Below are 20,928 nucleotides of genomic sequence, written 5' to 3'. Positions count from 1 at the left end.
TGGCTTTGGCTTTTTTGCGATTCGCTCTAGCGTAGCCGTCGTTACTGAAATTAATAAATTTCACCCTTTGCTTAGCGTCATGCTTTTCATTGACTCTAAAAACATAGATGTGGGTTTGAACGCTGCTTTTGCCGATGAATAAATCTAAAGGCATTTTAATGCTCGCTAAAAGCGTGTGTTTTTTTAAAATCCTTACATTGTATTCTTTGGCATTGCCACTGCCGGCGCTTGAATGGATGATCACGCTCGCATAACCACTTTGCATTTTTGCTAAAGCCTGCTCCACAAACACCATGCCCTTACCGGGAGCGGAATAAGGCGGATTTAAAACAAAAGCGTTAGCTTTAAACGCTTCGTTATTGACTTTGCCATCAAAACCGCTCAAGCTGTCTTGGTTTAAGATTTGACTGCTCCCATCGCCCATTAAAATCATGTTTAACACCGCTAAAATATGGATATCCGGTAAGATTTCTATGCCTAAAAGTTGCTTGGCTTTAATGTGGGCGATTTTTTGCTCTAATTCCTCTGGACTAGTGATACACTTTTTAGCGTCTTCTATCATTAAATTCATGCTTGCGACTAATAACCCAGCACTTCCGGTAGCAAAATCCCACACGAAACTATCCTTATTGACTTTGGAGAGTCTGGCTAAAAGCGTGGCGGCATAAGGGGGTGTGAACACCACATCGTTTAATTTATCTTGCGTGAAACCCAGCCAGCGATACATTTCATTGAACAATTTACCGGTAAAATCCGTGCTAAGACCGATTTTATAATAAATGCCCAAACTATCCACAATCTCACTAAAACAACGCTTCAAACGGCTTTCGCCATTAATGGCTTTGTTGTTGTTTTCATTTTTTAATAAAGGCTCTAATAAAGAAATAATGCTTTGCTTTTTTTCTTGGGGCAAATGCTTATGCTCTAAAAAGGATTGGATTTTTCTAAGCATGATGTCGCCATCTCTTTGATGGACCTCATCGCTGGATTTTAAATCTTCTTTGTTTAGGGGGGCTACCGAATTAGGGATGCCTAAATTAGCGATAATGCTCGCAATCACTAAATACATGCGATCTTTTTCGCTTAAATAGTCCTTTTCTTTATTATAAATAGTGTTGTTGAGATCAGTCAAGCAGTCTTCTATTTCTTGGTTTTTCTTTTCTCTAATGCGCTCTAAATCTTTATCGCTTAAAGAAAGGGTGTCTACTCGTTTAATAAAGTCGTTAAAATGCTTACGGCTTAAAAAAGATAGATCATTATAACCTTGCTCGCCTTCTGAAACATCTACCCCCATGCCTAAATTGCTTTTATGCACATAATAGACAGCGATTTGAGAGCATATACCGCCCTTATCGTCTTTATAGCCTGTGATACCTATGGCGATGCATTCAGTGTAGATCGTGTGGTGTAAAATCGCATTAGCGTAATGCAAAGCCCCATTTAGGGCGTATTCTCTAATGTTTTTATAATGAGGCTCATGGTTTTTAAAGTTTTCTACCAGTTTGTTTTTGTCTAATTTAATGAGCTTATCTTTTAGCCCTTTGTATTCTATTAAAATAGGGACTCTTCTGTTGGGGTCTTGTGTGTTTAATAAAAGTTTCACATCAGGGCGGTTACCCCCTAAACCCCCACTTTTAGAAGCGTAATTTTTTAAAGCTTCATCAATTTCTTTATTCAGGCTTTCTTGCTCTAGTTTATAGTCTAGTCCATAACTTCTTAACTCGTTGTTGAACTTATCAGCAATTAGAGGCTCAATGGATTGAACTTTATTCATGGGTATCCTTTTTAAAAAATAAAATTATAACTCATTCATCCGCGCTGCAAAGCGCGATCGCAAAGTGCGCTTTAATGTTTAAAGCTTTAAGGTACTTTAGGGCTTCTTTTAGGGTGGTGCCGGTGGTGATAATATCATCTAATAAAAAATAATCTAAACTTTCATCGCCTTTGAAGGTGAAATCCCGTGGGTTGTTAGCGCGAAATTCCAAGCTTTTCCCGGCATACGAAACAGCGTTAGTCGCCCTTAAACGCCCGTAAGTGGGTTTTAAATTGCCTTGACAAAAGCCTTTCAAAAGCGCGGCGGAATGCGAGTAAAAGGATTTGATTTTATCGTCAATGGCGATGCCATAAAGGGGGGTATTCAAGCCCTGTTCTTGTAAGATCTTCACAAACTCCGCACCGGCTTTTTGAGAAAGCAAGGGCAAAATGCGAGAGCCAATCAGCGCGTATTTGCTTTTAATGAGTTCTTCTACTTCGCTATAAGCGTAAAAACTATACACGCTCACGCCCTCTAAAACCCTTACCTTTAAGCTTAAGGGCAGACCGTTTAGGCAATTTGGGCAAAGAGGCTTGAAAGAAAGCTTCAAACAAGTTAAACAACGCATTTTATAAAAGCGGTGATTTGTTCGTGCAAGTTTTTAACGCTTTTTTGAGCGTCTAATTCCAAAACTCCGCACCCGAATTTTTCTTTTAATAAGTAAGCGTGGGTTTTGAGCTTTTGCTGGATTGTGAGCAATGTTTCTGTGCCTTGGTTTTCTATTTTGTCTAAACTTTTAAGGCTTAAGCGCTGTTTTAAGCCCTCTTTGTCTATCACTAAAAGAATGATTTTTGTAGGCAAGACGCTTTGAGTGGCGAGCAGGTTTAATTCTAAGCTTGAAAATTGGCTATAAGCCATGCCAGAGATCAAGCTTCTGTCGCTGATGATGAGCTTTTTTTCTTTCAATGCCGGTTTTATCACGCTTTCTACATGCTCAGCCCTATCGCTTAAAAATAAAAACGCTCTGGCCAATTCGCTGATATTTTCATTTAAAGCGATATGCCTTAAACTCTCGCCCATTCTTGTGCCCCCTGGCTCTTTGGTAAAAAGGGCGTTTTTAAACCGGTCTTTTAATAACCCTATTTGAGTGCTTTTGCCCGCGCCATCAACGCCTTCTAACACCACATACATTTTAAACCTTTGAAATAAAAGGGTGAATTTCTTTAGGCACTAAATGGCTCGCATCGCCCTTATGCGCGATAATGGATCGCACGATAGAAGAGCTTATGAAAGCGTTTTGTAAAGTGGGCATGAAATACAAGGTTTCTAATTCGTGGTTTAAGGATTTGTTCGCATAGCCCATTTGCAATTCGTATTCAAAATCGCTCACCACCCTTAAGCCCCTAACTAGCACCTTACAATGGTATTCTTTAGCCAGGTTGGCTAACAGCCCTTCAAACGCCACGCACTCTACATTTTTAAAACTTTTAGTGGCCAGTTGCATCATCTTTAAGCGTTCATCTAAACTAAACATGGGGTTTTTAGCGCTTGAGTGCGCCACAGCGACAATGAGCTTTTCAAACAATTCGCTAGAGCGGTGGATGATGTCTATATGCCCGTTAGTGACCGGATCAAAAGTGCCCGGGTAAATGCCGATTTTTTGCATCAGTTCATTCCCCATCGTGGGTATAAGTCATTTTCTATCCCTAAGCTGTCAAACCACTTCCCCACTAAAAAATCTTGCATCGCTTCTAAAGTCTTGCTCTGGGTGTAATAAGTCATCACCGGCGGTGCAATGATTGCATTAGAATGGGCGAGTTTGAGCAAATTTTCCAACATGATAGCGCTTAAAGGCATTTCTCTAGGGGCAATGAGTAAGGGGCGTCCTTCTTTAAGCATCACAGACGCGCTCCTAGAGATCAAATCCCCCCCAAAGCCATGCGCGATTTTAGCCACCATGTCCATGCTCGCTGGAATGATCGCCATTTTATGGATGCCATAACTCCCTGAGGCAATGCTCGCATGAATGTCTTGCTCGTTGAAAAAAGTCGCGCTAGGCCGTAAATCTTTCATGGCGTTTTTAAGGTTGATGTTAGATTCTTCTAACGCCACGACATGCGCGTTTTTAGACGCCACGACAAAAACTTCAATTTCTTGGGGTAATTTTTCTAAAAACCGCAAGGCTAAAGGTATCCCGCTCGCCCCGCTGATGCCTAAAACTAATTTCATGAATATCCTTTATAAGATTTGCGCTTTAGAGCTGCTCAACACTTTTGCTTTGAGGATTTTATTGCTTTCTAAATTTTTGGCTTGAATGATTTGATTGAGCACACCATTTTCTAGGGCTTTTAGGCTTATTTCTATGCTGATTTGCCCCTCTTCATACACCCCGGTGATGATATCGTTTTTACGCACGATGATTAAAGCTTGGGTTTTATCCGCGCTTAAAAGCGTGTCAGGGGGGATAAAATGTTTCGCGCTCACTTTATCAATCGCGCCCTCTAATAAGGGGTTAGAAAGCGTGCCAAACAAAACGCGCTCTTTTTGAGTGTTGTTAGCGGTGATGTTCTCGTCTTTTTTAATCGCACTAACGCTTTTAAAAGCCTGCATGCTGCCTATCACGCTATAACGCACCGGTAGGCGTAAATTAGGCTCATTTTCCAATCTTAAAAACACGACCCCATCTTTTTTAAGCTTGTTAGAAGCGTTCAATTCATAGCTTAAAATGGAAGCGTTAGAAAAACGCTCCGGGATTTCTAAATTAATGGTTTCAATTTCCAATTTTAAGTCTTTGTATTCTTTGAGGTAAATTTCTTTAATCCCTGTTTTAAGCGCATTTGAATCTAGGGCGAAGAGCGCGTTTAAACAGATAAAAAAAAGGATTAAAATTTTCAAAACCCGTTATCCACTTTTTCTACAAATTTTTCTGAGATTTTATCATAGACATTCCCTCCGCAATTGATTTTCAAGCACAAACCGCTCAAGCCTTTTTCTACGCCTAAAACCCTCCCGGTGCCAAAAAGTTTATGCCTAATCAAATCCCCCACTTTAATGGGCGTATCTTTTTGATAATCCTGTTTAGGAGGGTTGTCTTGTTTGATTAACTTGGCTTCTTCTAAAAACACAGAGGGCGAGCAAGAAATTTTCCTCCCAAAATACGAACGCTCTTGAACATAAGAAAGCTGCAATCCTTCTTTAGCCCTAGTGATCGCTACATAAGCCAAGCGCCTTTCTTCTTCTAAATCGCTTTCTTGATTGAACCCCCTGTGCGGGAAAAACCCTTCTTCTAACCCGATCACAAACACATGCTTAAACTCTAATCCCTTACTCATATGCACGCTCATGCAACTCACTTTTTGCGCATTTTCTGTATTATGGACATCCAGAACGCTTTCATTCAAAAAATCCAGTAAAGAATGCGTGGGGTTGGTTTTAAAATGCTCTTTCAATAAGGTTAAAAGCTCTTTAACAAAGCCCTCTCTTTCTTCGTAATTGTCTTCTTTTTCATAGCTTTTTAAAAGGTTGGTTTCTTCTAAAAACCGAGCGCAAAACTCCTCTACTGACATTTCAAAAGCCTCCCTCAAACGCCCTATCATAGCGATAAATTGTTTCAAAGCGTGTTCGTTTTTAGGGTTTAATTTGCCTTTAAACACCCCAAGTTTTAACGCTTCTTCTAAATTCAAATTTTCATCATCTAAAAGAGAAAAAATCCACTCTTGAGTGATCTTGCCAAGGCCTCTTGGGGGCTTGTTTAAAACGCGCTTGATAAAAAAGCGATCGTCTTTTTTCGCCACTAAATGCATGAACGCCAAAGCGTCTTTAACCTCCGCTCTTTCATAAAAACTCAGTGCCCCAATAAGCCTATAGGGGATATTCAAAGCGTTCAAGCTCTCTTCAACGCTGCGGCTAAGCCCGTTTAAGCGGTACAAAATAGCGATATTTTCTAAATTTTCGCCTTTCTTTAAAAGGGCTTTGATCTGATAAGCCACATCCAGGCTCTCTTCTTTTTGCGTCAAATATTCTTTACAAACCACGCTTTTATGTGAGCCTTTGAAACTTTGAAGCGTTTTTTTGTGGCGGTGTTGGTTATGGCTAATAAGGGAGTTAGCGCACGCTAAAATTTCAGCGCTAGAGCGGTAGTTGGTCTCTAATTTCACCACCTTAGCCCCTTTAAAATGCTTGGAAAAATTTAAAATGTTAGAAATATCAGCCCCCCTAAAACCATAAATGCTCTGATCGTCATCGCCCACCACGCACAAATTATGGTGCGTGAAACTCAATTGTTTTAAAAATTCCAATTGCAGGGCGTTCGTGTCTTGATACTCATCTACCATAATGTAGTGGTAGCGCTCGCTAGTTTCTTTGGCGAGTTTTTCATTATCTTGTAAAATCTTAAGGCTTAAACAAAGCAAGTCGTCAAAATCCACTAAATTGTCTTTTTGAAGCGCGTTTTGATAAAGCTCATACGCTTTATAGCATTCGCTATCTTGCATGCTCAAATCCATCATGCCGTTTTTGATTTGAGAAATATTGGCTCTAAAGTTTGAAATTTTGAGCTGTTTGCACAGCGTTTTGACTTCATCGCTATCTAACACCGAAAAATCGCACGCTCTTTTTAAAAGGCTCATGTGTTGCCTTAAAAACAGCAAACCAAAACGATGGAAAGTGCAAAGCAAGGGGGGGATAAGGGCTTGGTTTTTCAACAATTTCAAAGCCCTTTCTTGCATTTCTTTACTCGCTTTATTGGTGAAAGTGAGCGTTAAGGTGTTTTCGCTAGGCACGCCACAAGCACCAATCAAATACGCTAAACGGCTCGTTAAAGTCTTAGTCTTACCGCTCCCAGCTCCCGCTAAAATCAGCAAAGGCCCTTGAATGTGGCTTGCGGCGATTTTTTGCGCTCCGTTTAAATTACCTAAAATGCTTTTTTTAAAATCCATCATTCTAAAAACCCGCCCTTTTTTTCTTGGTCCAAACGCTCTTTTAAAAGGTTGGTGTCAATTTCAAAATCAAAATAAGGCGAAGAAAAATCAGAGGTTTTAATGGCTAAAAAATGGTTTAGCGCTGATTTGAGATCCCCTTTTCTTTGATACAACAACCCTAAAGCGTAACGGATATTTTCATTATTAGGATCATCTAACTTCCCAAGCTCTAGCCATAAAACGGCGTTATTGTAATTATTTTGCGCAATATAGGTTAAACCCGCTAGGATTTTTAAGCGCGTCTCATTGTCCTTAAGATCGCTAATTAAGTTTTGATACAACGCACTCGCTTTTTCATACTGACCTTGAAACAAACTCACTAGCGCTAAATTTTCTAACCAATCGTTAGGGGCTTCACCCTCTTCTAAACTGGCGATTTTTTGCTCTAATAATTTTTCTTGATGATCTAAATCATTGACCATAAATCCCATGTAAGTGTAGAAATGACGCCCTAAAATTGGCCCTTGCATGGTTTGATCCCAACTGATTTTATGCGAATCTAAAAGGGTGTAAATGCTTAAAGTGTGCCGGATGCTCGCATCATAATACGAAACGATTTCATAAAAGATATTAGAGATGAGATCTTTAGGGAGCATTTTTTTCAAATTCCCAAAAGATTGCACCATCAATTTTTTATCCTTGCTCTCTTTAGCGAACACCGCTTCTAGCACGTAATAAAAAGGGAGCTTTTTAGGGGCGTTTTTAAGCCAGTCCATATCCCAATTCGTGCGGTAATTCAAATAAGCGATGAGCGAAGAGAGTAAAGCTTTTTGCGTGGGGCTAGAAAAATCCTGACTATAAAAATTCTCGGTGATTTCTCTTAAAAACTCCGTGGTGTCTTCGTGGGTGAAATGCGAGGCTAGAATCGCAAAAACCGCGCTCAAATAATCCGCAGAGTTCAAATGAAAAGCCCTTAAAAAATGGAAATAAGCTTTGTGGTAATTTTCTAATTGCGCATAAATCAAGCCCGTATTATAATGGAGGAGCGCGTTATTGGGGCTATTTTTTAAAGACAAATCAAAAAAAGAAAGGGCTTTTTTTAACTGCTTATTTTCTAACGCTTTCAACCCTTTGAGCGCGTTTTTATCCGCTATCGCCATCAAACGCCCCCTTTTAAAAGCAAGGCTTGCCCCCTCTAAATCCTTTTTGGCATCAGAGTCTAAAAGAAACAGCCCCTCTTCAATCACGCCTAAGGTTTCTTTAGAGTCTAAAACCTTAAAAGGAGCGTAATAAAAGAGCAAGCGGTAGATAAAATCCCTTTTGCCTTCAAAATATTGCGTATTCCAAAAACGCTCTTTGGCTCTTTCTTTATCCAAAAAAACAGGGTTTATAGTGGGCTTGATGGGGTAAAAAGAATTGGCTAATAGCGTGTCTTCTTTTGTGTGGCTGGCCAGCTTTAAGGCTTCGCTCGCTTTAAGGGTGTCGCCTTTTTTCAAACTCACTAATTCCAAAGCCATTAAAGCGTTTAAATCTTTAGGGTAGTTGTGCAAATAATGCTGCAAATGCTCCAAAGCATGCTTGTAATGGCCCAAACGCGCCTGCAAAAGCCCTAAAGCAAGCTCATCTTGGGCGTTTGCGCTTTTTTGTAATTGTTTATAAGCGTTCGTTTCATCTTTAAACATCAAAAACAATTTAGACGCCAGGCGCGCATTAGGTTTTAAAAAGGCGTTGGAATTAGGGTGCATCAAGGGCGAAAGGGCTTCAAAATACTCCCCAGCGTAATAGGATTTGAGCGCGTAAGCGTAGGAATAAAAAGACTTTTTATAGTCTTTATACAAAGTGTCTCTCGCAATTTTTAGATAATGATAATACAAATCCGCATCTTGCAAATGATAAGCACTCACTAACGCATCAATCGCGCTCACGCTCGCATTTTCTTTAGAAGCGATGCTAGAATCAAACAAATCCAACGCCCCATTAAAATCCTTTTCCTTAAACTTAATCACCCCTAAATTATGGCTCGCAATCCCTTGCGAAAAAGAAGCGGCCTTGTCAAACAAATGCAAAGCTTCATCTTTTTGCCCTTGCTCATACAAAAGGCTCGCTTTTTTCATCATCGCATCCACTTGATTCTCACCGCTTCGTTTGAGAGAGTCCTTGCCGATTAAATCGGGTAAGTCTAAATTCTCTATTTGCCCCTCGACTTCTGTGTTGTTAGCGTTGTTGGTGTTATTAGGCGTTTCGTTATTGGTGGTGGCGGTATTAGTTTGTAAAGAAGTTTGTTTATTTTCTTTTTTATGCCCTAGTAACAAGCTCAAAATTACAATGAGCGCGATGAGTGAAAGCAATATTCCAAGCGCGATATAAAGCTTTTTTTTATTGTGTAAAATCTGTTTAAAAAACTCTTTAGAACTTTTGATTTTATTGAGCGTCTGCTCCAAAGCCTGCTTCAAAGAGGGGATTTTAGAATGAATGCCCTTTAGGGGGGTTTCTTTTTCGTTTTTGTTTTCGCCCCCTTTTTCTTCTAATGAATTTTGCTCTTCATTCAGCACGAACTAGCCTTAAAGGTATTTTTCTAACGCCTTAGGAATGTGGATGCTCCCATCCGCTTGCTGGTGGTTTTCCATTAAGGCGACCATCGTTCTGCCTACCGCTAAAGAAGAGCCGTTTAAGGTGTGCGCTAACTGGTTTTTTTGATTTTCTTTGAAGCGGATTTTGGCGCGCCTGGCTTGAAAATCCCTCGTGTTAGAAACGGAGCTGATTTCTCGGTAGCAATTTTGCCCGGGCAGCCACACTTCAATATCTATCGTATTGCTCGCGCTAAAGCCTAAATCCCCGCTGCACAATTGCACGAACCGGTGCGGTAATTCCAAAGCCCTTAAAATTTCGCTCGCGCTCTCTAGCATGCACTCTTGCATCGCATCGCTTTCTTTAGGGTGCGTGATAGCCACTAATTCTACTTTATCAAACTGGTGCTGTCTTATCATCCCCCTTGTGTCCTTGCCCGCACTCCCTGCTTCGCTCCTAAAACAAGGCGTGTGCGCGGTCATTTTAATGGGGAGGTTTTCAACGCTAATAATGGTGTCGTTGTAGAGATTAGTGAGCGTTACTTCAGCGGTGGGGATTAAATACAAATTTTCATTTTCTATTTTGAAAACATCTTCTTTGAATTTGGGTAATTGCCCAGTCCCAAAAAGCATTTTTTCATTCACTAACGCCGGCGTATAGATGATTTCAAAGCCATTTTTTTCATTAAAATCCAACATTAAATGAATGAGCGCGCGATAAATTTTCGCCCCAAAACCCCTGATGACAGAAAAACGGCTTTTGGCGAGTTTCACGCCACTTTCAAAATCAATCCAGCCATTTTGTTGAGCGAGTTCAAAATGCTCTTTGGGTTTGAAAGTGAAAACCCTTGGGGTTAAGATTTTTTTAATTTCTATGTTGTCTTCTTCATTCGCACCTAAAGGGGTTTTTTCATCCACTAGATTGGGGATTATGGAAAGCTTTAAATCTATTTGTTGCTCCAATTCGCCCACGCTTTTGGAAAGCTCATTCAGTTTGATTTTATTGTTTTCTAGCTCTTTTTTGAGATCGCTTGTATCCGCTTTTTGAGCCATTTTGATACCAAATTCTTTAGAAACCTTGTTTTGGAAGGCTTGCAAGCCTTCTAATTCAATGAGTTGCTTTTTATAACGCGTGATGACTTCGTGCAAACGCTCTAATTCATCACCCATCGCATGATTACGCTTTTTTAAAGAAAGAGCCACCCTGTCAAAATCTTGCAATAAAAGTTTTCTATCAATCATTCAACCCTCTTTAATCGTTCTAAAATGCCACAATTTAGCCCATTCGTCTATATCGTTTTTATCTATTTGAGCGCTCAAAGCCCCCATTTTACCCTCTAAAGAATCTTCAATAGCGCCATTAGGCAAGGCCACAAAACTATCCCCATAAAATTTCCACAAAAATTCGTTTTTTTGATTTTCTTCTACAAGGATCTGGCGATACGATCCGATTCTATTAGCCCTAACCACCACGCAAGAAGCGCAAAAAGCACGCATTTGGCACAAAAGCCGCCACCTTTCATTGGATTCAAAGGTGGCCACACTGCTTAAAAGCACCACATCCACGCCCTGATTTTTAGCCTGAACCCATATTTCATCAAAATGCGCTTCAAAGCCAAACAAAGGAGAGATTCTTAAGCCCTCTCTTTCAAACACGAGCAATTCTTTAAAAGCGCTTTTCTCGTTGTCAAAAAAGCTCTCTTCGTCCCAGTGAGGGTAGGGGATTAAGCGTTGTTGCGTGTAATACTTCACGCTTTCTTTAGAAATGAGGGCGATTTTTTTATAGATTTTAGAACGTTCTTCTAAAAGCACCGGGGCTGAGACGATTAAGTCTAGTTCTTCGCATTTTTGCGACAAAAACTCAACCGCTCGCGCAGACTGCGCGCTGATTTCATTCAAATCCAATCCCATGTTATGGTGGAAAAAGGGGTTGATCACGTATTCAGGCAGCACGATTACGCTTTGCTTGGGTATGGAGTGGAATAAGGATTGCATGAGGGTTTCTTTAAAAGATTCTAATTGCAAAGCAAACACTCGCATTCTTTAAGCCTTTTTGTCTGGCGTTTGGAGTTTCTCATACTCTAAATAAGCGTTTTCTAAAAGCTTTTGAGCCAAAAACAACTCTTGCATGGCCGTTTTATACAAATCCATCCCGTCTTTTAAGGACAAATTGGAATCATTCAAGCGATCTATGGCTTGCTCTAGGGAATGAACATGCTCTTCAAAACTTTTTTTAGGGGCGTTTTTAGTATTTTTAGTGTTTTTTGGGGGGGCTTTTTCGGTTTCAAATAATTCATCTTGCATAACATTCCTTTAGCTTTTTTTAACAAGCATGGTCGTTGAAATTTGAGCGATAGAATCTTCAGTCCTTAAAATCTCAAACCCTACGTTTTTCAATTCAAATTTCAAACCCTCCAAACTCAAAAACCCCTCAATGGATTGCGGTAAATAAGAATAAGCGCCATAATTCTTACTGATAGCCCCTCCCACTAAAGGCAAAACCTTATTCGTGTAAAACCCTGAGATTTTATCCAGCCATGTGGGGTTGTCTTTTTTTAAAAATTCTAAAATCACTAAAACGCCCTTGGGTTTTAACACCCTAAAAAACTCTTTTAAGGCCTCTTGTCTTTCCACGATATTGCGCAAGCCATACGCAATGGAGAGAATATCCACGCTGTTATTTCCAACGCCTTTTAAATCTTTGGCTTGAGCCTGAATGAAAGAAGTTTTGTTTTCAAGCTTCTCCAATTTTTTAATGGCCAATTCAAGCATGTTATTAGAGGGGTCAATCCCCAAACATTCCTTAAACTCTATGCCGCAATTGAGAGCGCTTTTTTGCCAAGCGACAAGCATATCCCCCGTCCCGCATGCCACATCCACAAGCCTTAACGCTTTCTTATTTTCCAAAAACAAAAACGCATGCTCGCAAGCCCTTTCTCGCCATTTAACGTCTAAGCCAAAACTCATCAAGCGGTTGGCTTGATCGTAGGAGCTGGCTATATCATCAAACATGTTGATGATTTTTTCTTGCTTGAGATGCTTTTCTTTCTTCATGATTGGTCTTTAAAAAGGCTTGACAACCACTAAGATCACAATGAGGATCATTAAGATCGTTGGCGCCTCATTAAACACACGATAAAACCTTGCGTTTCTCCTTGTAGGGTCTTTTTCTAGCTCGCGCATGCATTTTTTGCAATAAAAGTGATAGGCTAAAAGTAAAACCACTAAAGCCAATTTAGCATGCAACCAGCCCCCACTTTTAAAGAGCGTGGGCTCTATCAACAACATTAAAATCCCTGTAATAAGCGTGAAACCCATAGCCGGTGAAGCGATAAAGGAATAAAGCTTTTTTTCTTGGATTTGAACCACTCCTACAAACTCCTTTTTATGCATGTTTTCTGCATGATAGACAAAAAGGCGCGGCAAATAAAATAACGCCGCCATCCACGAAATAACCGCTATCACATGGAAAGCCTTAACCCATAAAAAATACCCATTCAAAAATCCCATACCACTCTCCCTAATTTATCTTATTTTGTTGCAAAAACGCTTGCAAATTTTCTCTCGCGCCGCTGATTTCCACTTCCACGCTTTGGTTTGAAAAATTCTTTTTGCTTAATTGTAAGCTAAATTTCTTAATTTCACGCTGAATGGCGTCTAATTCTTTGTAAGAATAATGAGCGCTTAAAGTTTCTAGCTCCACAAAATCCTTAAAAGCGTTTTCTTTTTGAGCGTTTTCTACGCACAATAACGCGCTAGTGGCATAAGCTTTCATCAAGCCCCCCACCCCTAAAAGCGTGCCTCCAAAATAACGCACGCTCACTAATCCTATATTGATTAAATCCTCTCGCCTTAAAACGCTAAGCACAGGCATCCCTGAACTCCCTTTAGGCTCGCCATCATCGCTAAAACCCTCCGTGATTTTGCCCTCTAAAGAATAGCGAAACGCCGTTACAAAATGCGCGGCTTTAAAATGCTCTTTTTTCAATTGTAAAAGGGTTTTTTCAAAATCATCAAAAGGCACAAGATACCCCAAAAAGCGAGACGCTTTAGTCTGGTGCTTGGAAGCGATGAGGTTTTTAAGCGTTTTCACAAGCTTTCTTTAAAGAACTGAGTTTAAAGACACTCCCTATAAAACTCGCAATAAAAATCGCAATAAGCGCATAAAAATGGATGGACACATCTATAAATTCCGCATGCATTTGATTCAACCGCCCTAGCAAACTAATCCCATGATAAGCGGGCACTATTTGAACGAAAGCTTGTAAATAAGAGGGCAAGGATTCAAAAGGCCACACAAAACCCATCATAAAAATCAAGGGCAAAGAAGAAATTAAAACGATTTGAGTGGTGTGGGCTTCATTTTTGATCCATGCGCCCAAAAACAACCCCAAACTCAAGGTCGCCAGCATGAAGATGGAGCTATTCAAAAACACCATTAAAGCGCTTCCATGCCGTTCGATCCCATAAAAAGAAAACAGCGCCCCAAAATACCATAAGATAAAAACGCTGAACGCTCCCATAAACACCAAGAGTCTTGCGCACAGCCTTAAAGCGATTTCTTTCTTGTCTAAAAAGGCTAATTCCAAACGCCTGGAGCTGACAAACATGCTGCTTGCAATGAGCATCACCTGGTGTAAAATGAAAATAAACACGCTAGAGAGCGCGTAATTCAAATACCCCTCACTAGGGTTATACAAAGCGATAGGCCTGATTTTAATCCCGTCTGTCCCTAATTCAGCTTCTTCTATTTGGGCGTTGCGTTTGAACCTTATTTCATCATTTAAAGCGTTGATGCTCTCCACCACCGCATTCGCTAACGCACCATAAATCAAAAAGTAATTGGAATTCGCATAAAAATCTATCGTTACCGGCACTTGCTTGTGGATATTGGCTTCAAAATGCGAAGGGATGTGCAAGATCCCATAAATTTTTTCTTCTTTTAAAAGCTTTTTGGCTTCCAGCATAGAAGGGCTAAAAAAAGCGATTTCTAACTCGTTGGAGCTTTGCGCCATGAAAGCTAGTTGCCTAGAAAGAAAGGAATTGTCTTCATCTACAAGGGCGATTTTTTGCTGCGTTACAATGTCTCTTAAATAAGGCAAAGGGTATAACAAGCCATAAATTAAAGGAGCGCCTATAAGAATCATTAAAACGCCCTTATGAGAAACAATAGCCCTCAATTCCATTAAAAGGATTTTAAAAAAATTCATGCGTTAGCCCTATCTTTTTTAAAAGAAAAATAAAAAATCAAAAGCCCTAAGACTAAAAAGATTAAAAAGAGTGCAAGCGGCATTAGAGAATTTAAAGATTCGGTAAAATCCGTCTTGTAATAGGCCTCTTGTAAAAAGAACTTCATAAAATGGCTAATAGGCAAGCAATGGCTCCAAAAATCCCCAAAAATTTCCATGTTGTTTTGCGGGTAAGTAACCCCAGCAAACGCAAAGCTTGGAGCGGTATAGACCCCAATCGCGCCAGCGGTTTCAACAACGCTTTTTGAAACGCCATAAACCAACACCACAAAACCGCTCATAATAAGCGCCATTAAAACTACCGCCAAAAAGACCAACAACAAATGCGCATAATGCCCCTCCATGCCAATGAAATTAAAATAAAACGCCATGCCCATCCCCCAAAAGCTAAACACGCACACATTCGCTACAATACTGATTAAAAGCTCGCGCATGTTAGAGGTTTTTTGAATGAAATTGAGCATGCCAATCGCAATCAAAATAAGCCACATGCAAGGCAGCATCACGCTTAAAAGGTATTGCGTGTAATTGTTTTCTTCATTGTATAGGGCATGCAATTGCAAGACAATAGGCATTGCTTGGGCTTTAGCAGAAATCAAATTGGAATCTCGCACTAAAGCTTTGGTGGCTAAGGTTTTAGCGTCTAAAGTCAAAGCGGTTTGCAAAAAAGCGTTTTTGAGCGTTTTCCCCACCAAAACGTATTCAGCGTTATAATAAAAGGGCAAACCCACTTTCCGCCCCATTTTGATTTTTTTCTCTAAATCTTTAGGCAAAACTAACGCTCCATACACTTCAGCGGAGTTTAAAAAGCGTTTGGCTTCTAAAAGACTAGCCACTTGGTATTTGATTTCAACCGCGCTCGTTGCGCCTAATTCAAACGCTACCTGATGGCTCGTAGTGGTCTTATCCAAATCCACCACCACGATAGGGAGCTGTCTTGGGATTTCTTGTTTAAAGATTTGCGTGCCTAAAACCCCTAAACAAAAAGGCAATATAAAACACACGATAAACAAGAACTTGTCTTGTAAAACCCATGCGCTTATCAATCGGAACAAAACAATCCTTTCTAAGGTTTAATGGTAACTAACACGCTCATCCCTACCCTAAAATTTTCCAACTTTTCTAAGGGTATGGCTTCCACTTCATAGCTTTTCATATCGTAAGTGTTGGAATTATTCGTCGCTTTCCAAGTCGCAAAATCCCCCATCACGCTCAAATATTTGACCCTGAATTTCGCGCTTTTTTTCAACGCCGGGATATAACCTTCAAATTCCTTGCCCACCTTAAACTCGTTCAAATACTTTTCAGGCACGCTGATTTTTAACCAACTATCCTTTAAATCTATCATTAAAACCACAGGAAAACCCTTAGGGCTAAGCTCGCCACCGCTTAAAAGCACGTTACTCACTTCCCCATCAATTGGGGCTGTAGCTTTAACATCTTTTAAATAAGACTCCACTTCATTCACTTGCCCTAAAGCCGCGCTCTCTTTAGCCTTAGCCGCAATCTTACTTTCAGAGCTCGCCCCCCCTAAAGCCATTTTATACTTTTGGTAAGCCGCGCTCTCGTTGTATTTAGTGCTTTCATAAGCCGCATAGGCTTCATCGCGCTTTTGCAAACTCGCCACGCCGTTATCATACAAATCTTGAACGCGCTTATAAGTCTCTTTGGCTAGAGTCGCTTGAGATTTTGCCGCTTGCCAGATGTCTCTTGCAGAATTGATCGTTTCATCTCTTGAGCCTCTTTTGACTTCATCGCTAAGCGCTTTAGCGGCTTTATGCCCGGCTTCAGCTTGAGCGAGCTTGGCTTCTAATTCAGGGCTAGAAATGCTAAAAACCAAATCGCCCTTTTTAATGTAATCGCCTTTTTTAACAAACACCTTTTCAATGCGGCCAGGGACTTTGGAGCTCACGCTGTATTCTCTGGCTTCCAAAAACCCTTGCAACACTTCAGCCTTAGGGCGATAAGCTAAATAAAAAAGCACGATTAGCCCTAATAATAAAGCCCCACCCCCTATAAGAATCGCTTTATTTTTATCCAACATGCTATTTGACATGATTTTTTCCTTTAATAAACAAATTCATAAAATAAATCAATATGATCGCTTAACGCCATTAAATTCGCTAATGAAACAATGTATTTATAAGCCACGCTTTTTTGCTCCACGATGATAGAAGAAAGCGTGTTCCTCGCGTCAATGACTTGAGCGTTCGTGCTTAAGCCTTGTAAAAAAGCCTGCTCTTGGAGTTTTAGGTTTTCCTTGGCTAATTCCACGCTAGAAAGCAAGCTTTTGTATTCTTTCAAATAAGAAAGCGTCTCTTTATAAGTCTTATTCACTAACAATTCCATGTTTTTTTTAGCCTGGATTTGTTCGCTATTAGCTTGCAACTCCGCTAATTTGCTCGCTTGGTATTTTTGGAAACGCCCTGTGGGGGAGAGTATGGGCATGCGCCCGGCCACGCCCACAAACCAACTAGGAATCATGTCTTCAAACACCGAATTGTTTTGCTTCATGATGTAAGAGCCAAAAAAACTCACTTGGGGCAAGAATTTAGCGATCTGAAGTTTGGTGTTTTCTTTAGAAATTTGAACCTGATTTTCTAAAGTCTTTAAAGCCGGGTAGGAATTGAGCGTGGAAGAAACAAAAAAGCTCAAATCGGGCAGATTTTTCTCGGTGTGGATCTCTAATTTGCTTGAAGGCGCTAGATCGTCCTTGCTAGATAAAATGGAATTGAACGAGAGCTGCGAAACTTCTAACACGTCTTTAGCCTTAACGCTAGCGATATGGGCCTTATCATAAGCCACTTGAGCGCCTAAGGTTTCTACCCTAGCGATTTGCCCCACTTTTTGCATTTTCAAAGCGTTTTGGAAATGCTTATAATGGCCTTTTTCCACTTCTTCTAAAGTTTCAGCCACTTCTGTGTTTAACACCATGCCGTAATACACGCTCACAAGCTCTTGAAAAGTGGAAAGCTTTTTTAGGCGATACACTTCATTAGTGTCTTTTTGCATCAAATCCGCAATGCGCACCATCGTGAATCTTGCCCCACCCATATAAAGGGGATAAATAATGCTCAAAGCCCCAATCACCACATTTTGCTTAGAAAACAATAAGGGGGATTCTAAAGTGCTGCTCAAAGCCCCAAAACCTTGCATCACCCCTTGCATGCCCGCTTGGATTTGAGGGGTTAGGACTTGAGGGGGGATATTTTGCTGGATGTTTTGCAAGCCTTGATGGATCTGGTTGGTGGCTTTTTGCACGCCCGGTTGTTTTTGGTTGGCAAAATCCATTTTAATCGGGTTAGAGAGATACACGTAAAAAGCGCTCAAATCAATTTGAGGCAAAAAAGAAAGCTTAGCCGCTAATTTCATTTTATTCGCTCGCTTAATGGCGTATTCTTGCGCATGCAAGCCTTCATGGTTAGACAATACCCTAGTCCATGCGTTTTTTAAAGAGAGTTTTTGAGCGTCAGGATGGTTCAAAGGCGCGCTGTCTTCAGCCATGCTCAAAGAAGAAGGATCGGTTTTAGAAACTCCATCAACAGCGTTTAAAGAGCTATTGAATAACAAGCTCAATACAAAGAGGGTTGTTTTTTTCATGCTCATTCCTTTATCCTATCTCCTTATTTTCTTTACTCGCTTTTAAGCGCTTTATCCTAGCCCCATCCACGCTTAAGACTTCAAAAACATACCCATGCGAAACGATGATATCCCCCTCCATAGGCATGCGCTCTAACAGGCTAAAAACATAGCCCCCAAGCGTTACCTGCTCGCATTCTTTGTCAAATTCAATGTGGAGCACTTCTTCTACGCTCTCTAAATCCAGCATGCCCTCTAATTCAAACACGCCCTCTTCAAGCTTGTTCACGCCCTCTTGTTTTAAGTCGTATTCGTCGCTAATCTCGCCCATGATCTCTTCAATAATGTCTTCCATAGTGAGCAACCCGGCTGTGCCGCCGTATTCATCAATCACCAAAGCGGTATGGATTTGCTCTTTTTTCATTTTAATAAGGATTTGAGAAATGGAAGCGCTTTCAGGGACGATGATCATTTTCCTAACGATTTGCTTGAAATCATGCATTTTGGGGGTAAAAATAGAGCGCGAAAGCAAATCCCTAATATGCACCATGCCGATAATGTTATCCTTAGAACCCTTACAATAAGGGTAGCGCGTGAAGCGGCTTTTTAAAACAATGTCTATATTTTCTTCATAGCTGTTTTCTTCGTCCAAACACACCATGTCTTTTCGTGGGGTCATGATTTCTTTAGCGCTCGTGTCAGAAAAATCCACCGCGTTTTTAATGATTTCGCCCTCCACTGAATCAATAATGCCCTCTCTTAAACTCTCGCCCACAATGATTTTTAGCTCCTCTTCAGAATGCGTGCCGTCATGCTCTTTAGGGTTGATGCCCACTTTTTTTAAAAAGAAATGAGCGATCACATCAAACAAGCACACCACCGGGTAAAACACGACCCAAAACACATGCAAAGGGCGCGCGGCAAAAAGAGCGGATTTTTCAGATTTAGCGATCGCTAAAGATTTAGGCACAATCTCGCCCAACACGACATGCAAAAAAGTGATGCTTAAAAACGCTATAACCACGCTCATTGAATGGATAAAAATAGGATTTTCTCTCAAATCCATAGACTCAAACAACGCGGCTAACAATTTTGCGATAGCGGGCTCACCCACCCAGCCTAAAGCTAATGAAGAAAGGGTGATGCCTAACTGCGTTGCGCTCAAATAAGTGTCTAGTCTTTGACTCATCTTTAAAGCGAGTTTAGCGTTGGAATTACCGATTTTAACCAGCTCTTCTAAGCGGGTTTTACGCACTTTCACAAGGGCAAACTCTGAAAGCACAAAAAAAGCGTTCAACAGCACCAATAAAAAAGCAACCATCAACATCAGAATTGATTCAGACGGATCCAAATAAGCTCCTTGATTCCTCCCCATGATTTTAAACCTAAAACCTAACGATAAATATAAAATAAATATAAAATCTTAGAATTTTAACATAAAAGATTAAGCCTAACTTTAAAAATCAAGCCTTTAAAAACCCTAGAAATACTTTTCTATAAAACCAAGAGCCGCAAAAAGAAGCGCCCCCAAAAGCGCAGAAACCGGCACGGTTACAAGCCAAGCGGTAACAATCTTTTTTAAAATGGAGCGTTTGATCACTTCTTCTTTATACACTTTTTTGAGCGACTTTTTTTCTTTCTTTTTCAATTCCAAAGCGATGGCGGTGTTCTTGCTTTTTTTCAAGCTCTCTAGCATGAGCGATTTTTCTTTCAAATTGGCTTTATCAAAGCGCTCTAAAAAGCCTTCAATTTCTTCTAAATCTTCCCCAAAGTGCGCCGCTACAATGTTGTCTCTGATTCTAGCAAAACGCCTTCTGGATTGCTCTCTTAAGCGCTCCCTTAAAAAGCCCACCCCAAACACCGCGCCCACCACAATATGCGTAGAGCTTACGGGCAAGCCTAATTGGGAGGCTAAAAGCACGGTAATGACTGCAGAAAGCGCAATGCAAAAGGCTTGCATTTTGTCTAATTCTGTGATTTCAGACCCCACCGTTTTAATGAGCTTTGGCCCATACAAGCTCAAGCCTAAAGCGATCCCAGCTGCCCCTACTACCATAATCCACAACGGCACAGAGCTTAAAGTATTCCCCATGGGGCTATTTGCATCTTCTAAAGTTTGACTGATGGCCGCTAGTGGGCCTATAGCGTTAGCCACATCATTAGCCCCATGCGCAAAGCTTAAAAGCGCAGCGGCAAAAATCAAAGGGACATTAAAAAGCTCATTAATGCTTTCATGGCTGTTTTCTAATTGCGGGGCTTTCTTTAACACAAATCTTTTAAAAAGGATAAAGATTAAAAGCGCAAGGATGCAGCTGCAAGCCAGTTGGATTTCAAAATTCAGCGCATAGAGGCGTTTTAAAACCTTAATAATCAAATACCAGCTAAACGTTAAGCTCATCAACGCTACCAAGTAAGGCACGACTTTTAAAGCCGCGCTCTTTTTGTCTTCTTTATAAGCGATAGTCTTTTTAATGAGCATTAAAAAAAACATGGCTATCAAAGCCCCCATTAAAGGCGAAACCACCCAACTGGCCACAATACCTGATAAAAAATGCCAATTGACAGCTACCATTCCAGCTGCTGCCATTCCAGCCCCCATAATCCCCCCCACCACAGAGTGTGAAGTGGAAACGGGAGCGCCTATTAAAGTCGCTACATGCAACCACAACGCCCCACTCAAAAGGCTGGCCAACATGACATTAATGAAAACGTGCGCATCATTAATAAATTCAGGCGAAACGATACGGCCCTTAATCGTAGAAACCACTTCCCCCCCAGCAATGATCGCTCCAAGCATTTCACAAATCCCGGCAATCAAAATCGCCCCGCCCATGCTAATGGCTTTAGAGCCTACGGCAGGG

General features: G+C 40.7%; 20 protein-coding genes. All 20 read right to left on the bottom strand.

Annotated elements, in window-relative coordinates; all coding sequences use genetic code 11:
• Positions 1–1,774: VRR-NUC domain-containing protein (locus DV63_RS13105; RefSeq protein WP_020982414.1), on the bottom strand; the 1,774-nt coding region annotated here is incomplete at its 3' end.
• A 31-nt stretch (positions 1,775–1,805) separates the two neighbouring features.
• Positions 1,806–2,381 (bottom strand): ComF family protein, encoded by a 576-nt coding sequence (locus tag DV63_RS13100; protein WP_001203645.1) that lies wholly within the window; start codon positions 2,379–2,381, stop codon positions 1,806–1,808.
• Positions 2,369–2,944: a dTMP kinase gene (tmk, locus tag DV63_RS13095; RefSeq protein ID WP_000289690.1), complete on the bottom strand. Its 576-nt coding sequence runs from the start codon at positions 2,942–2,944 to the stop codon at positions 2,369–2,371. Before tmk ends, DV63_RS13100 begins: the two co-directional genes overlap by 13 nt.
• 1 nt (position 2,945) lies before the next feature.
• The gene (gene coaD, locus DV63_RS13090) at positions 2,946–3,419 is read right to left on the bottom strand and encodes a pantetheine-phosphate adenylyltransferase (protein ID WP_001169241.1); all 474 of its coding nucleotides are present in this window, start codon (positions 3,417–3,419) and stop codon (positions 2,946–2,948) included.
• Complete coding sequence (locus DV63_RS13085; RefSeq protein ID WP_000780140.1) at positions 3,419–3,982, bottom strand: UbiX family flavin prenyltransferase; 564 nt, start codon at positions 3,980–3,982, stop codon at positions 3,419–3,421. The genes coaD and DV63_RS13085 overlap by 1 nt, the downstream gene beginning before the upstream one ends.
• 9 nt (positions 3,983–3,991) lie before the next feature.
• Positions 3,992–4,648, bottom strand: coding sequence for a flagellar basal body P-ring formation chaperone FlgA (gene flgA, locus DV63_RS13080; protein ID WP_000697646.1), 657 nt, complete (start codon positions 4,646–4,648; stop codon positions 3,992–3,994).
• Positions 4,645–6,690, bottom strand: a complete 2,046-nt coding sequence (gene uvrD / locus DV63_RS13075) for a DNA helicase UvrD (protein ID WP_031202358.1) — start codon at positions 6,688–6,690, stop codon at positions 4,645–4,647. Before uvrD ends, flgA begins: the two co-directional genes overlap by 4 nt.
• Complete coding sequence (locus tag DV63_RS13070) at positions 6,690–9,224, bottom strand: tetratricopeptide repeat protein (protein ID WP_000931109.1); 2,535 nt, start codon at positions 9,222–9,224, stop codon at positions 6,690–6,692. The genes uvrD and DV63_RS13070 overlap by 1 nt, the downstream gene beginning before the upstream one ends.
• 9 nt (positions 9,225–9,233) lie before the next feature.
• Positions 9,234–10,481, bottom strand: coding sequence for a serine--tRNA ligase (gene serS, locus DV63_RS13065; protein WP_000567158.1), 1,248 nt, complete (start codon positions 10,479–10,481; stop codon positions 9,234–9,236).
• Positions 10,482–11,279, bottom strand: a complete 798-nt coding sequence (locus tag DV63_RS13060) for a carbon-nitrogen hydrolase family protein (protein ID WP_001263117.1) — start codon at positions 11,277–11,279, stop codon at positions 10,482–10,484. It lies immediately after the preceding gene.
• A 3-nt stretch (positions 11,280–11,282) separates the two neighbouring features.
• Positions 11,283–11,543 (bottom strand): exodeoxyribonuclease VII small subunit, encoded by a 261-nt coding sequence (locus DV63_RS13055; protein ID WP_001150258.1) that lies wholly within the window; start codon positions 11,541–11,543, stop codon positions 11,283–11,285.
• A gap of 9 nt (positions 11,544–11,552) precedes the next feature.
• Positions 11,553–12,293, bottom strand: a complete 741-nt coding sequence (gene ubiE / locus DV63_RS13050) for a bifunctional demethylmenaquinone methyltransferase/2-methoxy-6-polyprenyl-1,4-benzoquinol methylase UbiE (RefSeq protein ID WP_000711699.1) — start codon at positions 12,291–12,293, stop codon at positions 11,553–11,555.
• Positions 12,294–12,302: 9 nt separating this feature from the next.
• Positions 12,303–12,749 (bottom strand): protoporphyrinogen oxidase HemJ, encoded by a 447-nt coding sequence (hemJ, locus tag DV63_RS13045; RefSeq protein ID WP_000506460.1) that lies wholly within the window; start codon positions 12,747–12,749, stop codon positions 12,303–12,305.
• Between the two features lie 10 nt (positions 12,750–12,759).
• Positions 12,760–13,332 (bottom strand): YigZ family protein, encoded by a 573-nt coding sequence (locus tag DV63_RS13040; protein ID WP_000854179.1) that lies wholly within the window; start codon positions 13,330–13,332, stop codon positions 12,760–12,762.
• Positions 13,319–14,449 (bottom strand): ABC transporter permease, encoded by a 1,131-nt coding sequence (locus DV63_RS13035; RefSeq protein WP_001008931.1) that lies wholly within the window; start codon positions 14,447–14,449, stop codon positions 13,319–13,321. The genes DV63_RS13040 and DV63_RS13035 overlap by 14 nt, the downstream gene beginning before the upstream one ends.
• Positions 14,446–15,543, bottom strand: coding sequence for an ABC transporter permease (locus DV63_RS13030; RefSeq protein WP_000489071.1), 1,098 nt, complete (start codon positions 15,541–15,543; stop codon positions 14,446–14,448). Before DV63_RS13030 ends, DV63_RS13035 begins: the two co-directional genes overlap by 4 nt.
• 11 nt (positions 15,544–15,554) lie before the next feature.
• Positions 15,555–16,544 (bottom strand): HlyD family secretion protein, encoded by a 990-nt coding sequence (locus DV63_RS13025; protein ID WP_000071794.1) that lies wholly within the window; start codon positions 16,542–16,544, stop codon positions 15,555–15,557.
• Between the two features lie 11 nt (positions 16,545–16,555).
• The gene (locus DV63_RS13020; protein ID WP_000754084.1) at positions 16,556–18,088 is read right to left on the bottom strand and encodes a TolC family protein; all 1,533 of its coding nucleotides are present in this window, start codon (positions 18,086–18,088) and stop codon (positions 16,556–16,558) included.
• 10 nt (positions 18,089–18,098) lie between these two features.
• Positions 18,099–19,442: a hemolysin family protein gene (locus DV63_RS13015; protein ID WP_000533334.1), complete on the bottom strand. Its 1,344-nt coding sequence runs from the start codon at positions 19,440–19,442 to the stop codon at positions 18,099–18,101.
• Positions 19,443–19,547: 105 nt separating this feature from the next.
• The coding region (locus tag DV63_RS13010) for an inorganic phosphate transporter (protein ID WP_020982413.1) at positions 19,548–20,928 on the bottom strand (1,381 nt) is incomplete at its 5' end.

This window comes from Helicobacter pylori FD535, from assembly GCF_000296015.2.
In the GTDB taxonomy this organism is placed as follows: Bacteria; Campylobacterota; Campylobacteria; order Campylobacterales; family Helicobacteraceae; genus Helicobacter; species Helicobacter pylori_CT.
Note: the sequence above shows the minus strand (reverse complement) of the source record. Positions and strands in the feature narration are given on the sequence as shown.